Here is a 6,680-nt window from a genome sequence, read left to right on the forward strand (position 1 = left end):
CGAGTCAGACCCGGCGCGGGATGTTGCCGATGTAAGGCACGGCATGCCCGCCCAGACGCTGTTCGACGAAGGATTTGGCGTGACGGGTCATCTGGTCGAGCTGGCGATCGCGCTGTTTCTCGGCGTCGGCCATGGCTCTTTTGCCATGCAGGCCGAGCAGATAGGTGTGGATTTGCCGCACTTCCAGCGAATTGTAGATCGGCGCCACGTCGAGCACCGCGAGCATGCCTTGGGTGGCATGGTCGCGGGTGTTCATCAGCACCTGCGGCCCGCGAGCGCCCAACACTTGAAAGCCCAGCGCTTCGAACGCGGGCACTTTGGCGACCGTGCAGCCAAGCTCAGCGTGGGGGTAGCGGGCGGTCATCGCCTCAAGCATCTGCCGCGCAACGCCTTGACGTCGGCGGCTCGCGAGCACGGCCATGTAGGCGACGGCGCAGGCTTGCGGATCGTCCGTGACCGGGAGGTACAGCACGAAGCCGATGACCTTTTCTGGGTCTTGTTCGTCCAGCGCGACGATCAATTCGACCGGGATGCCTTTGGCGCCATTCATCGCTTCCAGGTACATATGAATCTCGTAGCCAACGCCGTACTGGTACAGCTGATAAAGCTGATTACTCGGCGCAATGGCGACCATGCTGATGTCAGTCAAGTAATCCACGACCATCTGCATGATCTGGCCGTTGACTGACTCAGGGGGCGGGGTTTCGAAATGGGTGATGCTGCACATCGAGTGTCTGGCTCCGGGGTTAAGGCGCCAACATCATACTGCAGGAGCCAACGTTCTCGCGAAGCAATGACCAGAAGTGTGCCGGATGCAAGGCCCCTTCGCGGACAGGTCCGCTCCCACAGGTTTTGTGTCTGGTTGGCGAACGAGGTCAGCTGTAGGAGCTGCCGAGCAGCGCGAGGCTGCGATTGCGGTCTGTCTGACACATCGAATTCGCAGCCTCGCGCTGCTCGGCAGCTCCTACAGGTTTACGGCGGCAGTCGAGCACCCTGTTTCCCAAGCCACAGCGCCGCAGATCCATTGTGGGAGCGGACCTGTCCGCGAAGGCGATGCTTCAGGCGCTGCCACCCGCATAGCCATCCACATCCACCACGGCATCGACGAAATCCTGCGGTGCTTCTTGCGGCAGATTATGACCCACGCCGGCGATGATGCGGTGCACGCGTTTGCCGCTGAACATCGCAGCGTGGACGCGGCCATCTGAGGCTGGCGTTACCCCGTCGGAATCGCCGTCCAGCGTGATGGTTGGCACGCTGATCACCGGTGTTGAGGCCAGTTGCCGCTCGATGTCGTCATATTGCGCTTCACCCGACGCCAGGCTCAGACGCCAGCGGCAGTTGTGAATGACAACGGCGACATAGTCCGGGTTGTCGAACGAATCTGCGGTGCGGTCAAAGGTGGCTTTGCCAAACCCCCACTTGGGCGAGTGGGTCTTCCACACCAGATTCGCCAGCTCCCGCCGATTGGCCTCAAGGCCTGCCTGTCCACGCTCAGTGGCAAAGTAAAACTGATACCACCCAGCCTGCTCTGCCATGGGCGACCGAGGCATTTTGTTGCGGTCCAGGTTGTCGATCAGGTAGCCGTTGACCGACACCAGCGCCCGGCATCGGTCCGGCCACAGCGCGGCGATGATGTTGGCCGTTCGGGCACCCCAGTCGAATCCGGCGAGGATCGCTTTATTGATTGTCAGCGCATCCATCAACGCGATGACGTCCTGCGCCACGGCAGCCTGCTGACCATTGCGCACCGTGCTGTCGGACAAAAAGCGCGTCGACCCATGACCGCGCAGGTGCGGCACGATCACCCGATAACCCTTGGCGGCGAGCATCGGCGCAACATCGACGTAACTGTGAATGTCGTACGGCCAGCCATGCAGCAGCAACACCGCAGGCCCATCTGCCGGGCCCAGTTCGGCATAACCTACATTGAGCAACCCTGCGTCGATTTGCTTGAGCGGGCCGAATGTGGTGTGAGTGCCCGCCTTTACCGCAGGGAATTCGGGCGAGGAACTACTGGCGCTTTTCGCCTGTGCCAGACCGGTCATCCCCAGTTCCACGGCGGCGACAGCAATCGTTGCGGTAGCCAGAAAGCGTCGACGGTGCTGGTTGATTTCTTCGGACATATGCCCCCTCCAGGGGTCGTATAATCAGCGTTGCGTGGGGCATCGGAGCGGTGCCGCAACAAACAGTTATAACCCTAATGTGTCGGGCACATTCAAGTCATCCACGCAGGCAGCTTCTTTTTCATTACCCGTAAAAATGAGATCCGCGTGCAGACAAAAAGACCCGCGCGGCGAACCGGGCGGGTCTGAGACTGAGCTACTGAGGGTTAACGGCGATCAATCCACACGGTTTGCGCATTGCAGAACTCGCGAATACCGAAGTGCGACAACTCACGACCGAAGCCGCTTTTTTTCACGCCACCAATCGGCACCCGAGCATCGGACGCGGTGTAGCCGTTGATGAACACGCCGCCGGTTTCCAGCCGTGACGCGATGTTGCGAGCCAGCGCTTCGTCGGCCGTCCAGACACTGCCTGCCAGCCCGAACTCACTGTCATTGGCCAGGTCAACCGCATGCTCGGCATCACGTGCAGCGATCAGCGAAGCGACAGGGCCGAACAACTCCTCTTTGAACGAGGTCATGCCCGGACGCACATCGCCCAGAACGGTCGGCGCGTAATAGTTACCTTCGCCCTCGATCACATCACCGCCCAGCAGCAACGATGCGCCTTCGGCCAGCGTCGCCTTGACCTGACCGTGCAACTCGTCACGCAGGTCGTAGCGCGCCATCGGCCCAACATAGGTGTCATTGGCCAACGGATCACCGACCTTCAACGCCTTGACCGCCGCGAGAAATTTTTCAGTGAACTCAGGCAGCACGCCCTCTTCCACGATGATGCGTTTGGCGGCCACGCAAATCTGCCCGCTGTTCTGGAAACGTCCGACCATCGCAGCCTTTACCGCTTCATCCAGATCGGCATCGGCCAGCACGATGAATGGATCGGAACCGCCCAGTTCCAGCACGCACTTTTTCAACGCAGCGCCTGCCTGACTGGCGATGGCTGCGCCAGCACGCACACTGCCGGTGACCGCCACAGCGGCGATGCGCGGATCGGCGATGGCCTTGGAGACGCCTTCATTGGTGACGTTGATCACCTCGAACACGCCCTCAACAAGACCGGCTTCAAGCCAGGCGTCGCGCAGCAAAAATGCACAACCCATGACATTAGGTGCGTGCTTGAGTACATAGGCATTGCCCGCCAGGATCATCGGAATGGCGCCGCGCAGCACCTGCCAGATCGGGAAGTTCCACGGCATCACGGCCAGTACCGGCCCCAATGGCAAGTAAGCGATGTAGGCCTTATCGTTTTCAACCGGGGTCTTTTCCGGGATCAACATCGCCGGGCCGTGCTGGGCGTACCACTCGCACGTGACGGCGCACTTTTCGATCTCGGTGCGGGCCTGAGCAATCGGCTTGCCCATTTCAGCGGTGATCATCTGGGCCATGACTTCTGCCTTATCGCGCAGCACCCGCGCCATGTTCAGCAACACTTCGCCGCGAGCGCTGACTGATTGTTTGCGCCAAGCCTTGAAACCTGCTTCAGCGCGGGTCAGCGATTGCTCAAGCTGATCAGCGCTTTCAAACGGGTACTCAGCGAATACCTGGCCAGTGGCAGGGTTCAAGGAAATTGCATGTGAGGGGGATGCGTGCTTCGACATAACCGATGTTCTCCATTCGTGGGCACGTCGTCGGGGACGACCGTCTATTGCTTGAAAGTGTCCACCACGATAGGCTGCGCCGAATTATTTTGATAATGAATAATAATCAACGATTCATTCTCTATCGGAGAAGGTATGGACCTGACCCAGCTGGAACTCTTCAAAGCCGTGGCCGAAGAAGGCAGCATCACCGCTGCTGCGCAACGCCTGCATCGCGTGCCGTCCAACCTCACCACACGGGTCAAACAGCTGGAGCAGGAACTGGGCGTTGACCTGTTCATCCGCGAAAAGCTGCGACTGCGGCTCTCGGCTGCTGGCTGGACATTTCTGGATTACACCAAGCGCATTCTTGAGTTGGTGGAGGAAGCGCGTCAGGCGACTTCCGGCAGCGAACCCCAGGGCATTTTCACCCTGGGTTCGCTGGAAAGCACCGCCGCCGTGCGTATTCCGGGGCTGCTGGGCGACTTCCATTTACGCTATCCGAAAGTTGAGCTGGCGCTGTCCACCGGGCCGTCCGGCGACATGATCGACGGCGTGGTTGCGGGGCGATTGAGTGCAGCATTCGTTGATGGTCCGTTGCGGCATCCGGACCTTGAGGGCATTGAGCTGTTCGAAGAGGAAATGGTCTTGATCACGCCCACCAGCCATGCATCGGTCAGCCGAGCGCAGGATGTCAGCGGCAAGACGGTGTACGCGTTCCGGCAGAACTGCTCGTACCGCAGGCATTTCGAGGCCTGGTTCAAGGCGGACATGGCGACCCCGGGCAAGATTTTCGAAATGGAGTCCTACCACGGCATGCTCGCCTGCGTGACCGCAGGGGCCGGTGTCGCGATGGTGCCGCGCAGCATGCTCGAAAGCATGCCGGGCAGTCGCAACGTCAACGTCTATCCGCTCGGCGAGGCGTTCCGTTATCTGAACATCTGGCTGACTTGGCGTCGTGGCCAGCGCTCGCCAGCACTGAATGCGCTGATTGATTTGCTGCAGCCGATACAGGCCCAGGCGCAGGCCTGATCGGCGCCTGACTCAGGTTTTGCAGCAGGCGATCACTTTGCGGTCAGGTAGCGCAGCCATACCCCACCACCGTCTTGCACTTCTGCCGATTGCAGCGTCAGGTACTCGGGTTGCTTCCACGCGCTCGGCGCTACTTCAAACGACGCCGGATGCTCGCCGCGACCATCGATCAGCGGCAATAGCAGCACGCTGACTTCGTCTACCAGACCTGCCGCCACGAAGGAGCCGCTGACGTGCGGGCCGCCCTCGACGATCAAGCGTTTGATGCCCAACTCTTCGACCAGAATGTCGACGACGGCGGGCAGGTCCAGCTCGGTCTTGCCGCCAAAAACGTATGACACGCCAATCGATTGCAAGTACGCCAGGTAGTCATCTGCCACGGCTTCAGTAACCACTTCCACCACGTGCGAGCCAAGGGCCTCGTTTTTCTTCCAGCCGACCTTGCCGTGAGGGTCAATAGACACGGCGTATTTGTCAGCATCGCGGTCGACGAAGTGGTGCGTGCGCGGGATCGGTGCGGTCGCCAGCCCCGACGGATATCCCTCGTCGTGGGCCACCTCCTGCATCGTCACACGGCCGCAAACCCAAGCGTCGAAGGCGAATGTTTCGGCTAGCTTTTCATAAAGCTCGCCGGCGGCTTTTTTAAAAGGGCGATCCCATCCATCAGTCAGCGCGTGTCCGTCCAGGGACGACATCATGTGGCAGATCACGTAAGGCTTCATCGCTAGCTCCAGGCAGTTTGATCGATCGGAATGTAAAACCGACCCGGGCTTTGGGCTGATAGTTCAGTCGGGGTGGGCATCAGATTGAGGCGTGTCAGACCTACCGCTTCGCAGCCTTCGGCGGCTCGGCAGCTCCTACAAAATCGGCGTCGGGCGTGAGGGGTGTCTGGTTCGAGCGGGAGGAAAGAAGTGGGTCATGCTGAACGTCGTCAGCATGACCCGGGGACACGCGGTTATTTAGTCAGGCATTCGTAGCACAGTTCGCCAGCGATCTCGCGGGCGTTCAGGCTGTCCCACTTATTGGCGGCCACACGAGAGACGCTCGCCTTGTCGGCGCCATCGGACGCCAACCCGCGCTCAACGCCGTTGGCAGCGACGGCATTAGCGCCCACATGGTCGGCACCATCAGCCGCTACGCGGTTTGCACCCACTTTATCGGAGCCATCTGAAGCAACGCGGTTAGCGCCAACTTTATCTGAGCCGTCAGAAGCAACACGGTTAGCGCCGACTTTATCCGAGCCGTCCGAAGCAACGCGGTTAGCGCCGACTTTATCGGAGCCATCTGAAGCCACGCGATTGGCGCCGACTTTATCGGAGCCATCGGAAGCAACGCGATTGGCACCAACTTTATCGGAGCCATCGGAAGCAACACGATTCGCCCCGACTTTATCCGAGCCATCGGAAGCAACGCGATTGGCACCAACTTTATCGGAGCCGTCAGAAGCAACACGGTTAGCGCCGACTTTATCGGACCCATCTGAAGCAACGCGGTTTGCACCAACTTTATCGGAGCCATCGGAAGCAACACGGTTAGCGCCGACTTTATCCGAACCATCCGAAGCAACGCGGTTTGCACCAACTTTATCGGAGCCATCGGAAGCAACACGGTTAGCGCCAACTTTATCCGAACCATCCGAAGCAACGCGGTTAGCGCCGACTTTATCCGAGCCGTCCGAAGCAACGCGATTGGCACCAACTTTATCGGAGCCGTCAGAAGCAACACGGTTAGCGCCGACTTTATCCGAACCGTCCGAAGCAACGCGGTTAGCGCCAACCTTATCGGAGCCGTCGGAAGCAACGCGGTTAGCGCCAACTTTATCGGAGCCCTCTGAAGCAACGCGGTTAGCGCCGACCTTATCCGAACCGTCCGAAGCAACGCGGTTAGCGCCAACCTTATCGGAGCCGTCGGAAGCAACGCGGTTAGCGCCAACTTTATCGGAGCC

General features: G+C 59.9%; 6 protein-coding genes. 1 reads left to right on the forward strand and 5 read right to left on the reverse strand.

The features are described 5' to 3' along the window. Positions 1-4: 4 nt before the first annotated feature. The 3 genes from ACWKWM_RS07595 to ACWKWM_RS07605 all read right to left on the reverse strand — a co-directional run bounded on the left by ACWKWM_RS07595 (position 5) and on the right by ACWKWM_RS07605 (position 3,724). Positions 5-727, reverse strand: a complete 723-nt coding sequence (locus tag ACWKWM_RS07595; protein ID WP_483845548.1) for a GNAT family N-acetyltransferase — start codon at positions 725-727, stop codon at positions 5-7. Between the two features lie 331 nt (positions 728-1,058). Then, a complete protein-coding gene (locus tag ACWKWM_RS07600; protein WP_483845549.1) occupies positions 1,059-2,126 on the reverse strand; it encodes an alpha/beta fold hydrolase in 1,068 nt (355 codons plus the stop codon). A gap of 206 nt (positions 2,127-2,332) precedes the next feature. Next, complete coding sequence (locus ACWKWM_RS07605) at positions 2,333-3,724, reverse strand: aldehyde dehydrogenase family protein (protein WP_483845550.1); 1,392 nt, start codon at positions 3,722-3,724, stop codon at positions 2,333-2,335. Positions 3,725-3,859: 135 nt separating this feature from the next. Between ACWKWM_RS07605 and ptrR the strand changes: the two genes are divergently transcribed. Further along, complete coding sequence (gene ptrR / locus ACWKWM_RS07610; RefSeq protein ID WP_483845551.1) at positions 3,860-4,735, forward strand: putrescine utilization regulator PtrR; 876 nt, start codon at positions 3,860-3,862, stop codon at positions 4,733-4,735. Positions 4,736-4,767: 32 nt separating this feature from the next. On the opposite strand, the gene ACWKWM_RS07615 is transcribed toward ptrR, so the two are convergent. Both ACWKWM_RS07615 and ACWKWM_RS07620 read right to left on the reverse strand, forming a co-directional pair. Then, on the reverse strand, positions 4,768-5,457 hold the full coding sequence (locus tag ACWKWM_RS07615; RefSeq protein WP_483845552.1) for a dihydrofolate reductase family protein: 690 nt from the start codon (positions 5,455-5,457) through the stop codon (positions 4,768-4,770). A 233-nt stretch (positions 5,458-5,690) separates the two neighbouring features. Further along, positions 5,691-6,680, reverse strand: a 990-nt coding sequence (locus tag ACWKWM_RS07620) for a hypothetical protein (RefSeq protein ID WP_483845553.1), incomplete at its 5' end; no start/stop codon positions are given.

Source organism: Pseudomonas rosaeacicularis (assembly GCF_057128745.1).

Bases quoted from the DNA above. Each gene is read 5' to 3' on its own strand.
- ACWKWM_RS07595 (WP_483845548.1), bottom strand. From the start codon at position 727: ATGTGCAGCATCACCCATTTCGAAACCCCGCCCCCTGAGTCAGTCAAC.
- ACWKWM_RS07600 (WP_483845549.1), bottom strand. From the start codon at position 2,126: ATGTCCGAAGAAATCAACCAGCACCGTCGACGCTTTCTGGCTACCGCA.
- ACWKWM_RS07605 (WP_483845550.1), bottom strand. From the start codon at position 3,724: ATGTCGAAGCACGCATCCCCCTCACATGCAATTTCCTTGAACCCTGCC.
- ptrR (WP_483845551.1), top strand. From the start codon at position 3,860: ATGGACCTGACCCAGCTGGAACTCTTCAAAGCCGTGGCCGAAGAAGGC.
- ACWKWM_RS07615 (WP_483845552.1), bottom strand. From the start codon at position 5,457: ATGAAGCCTTACGTGATCTGCCACATGATGTCGTCCCTGGACGGACAC.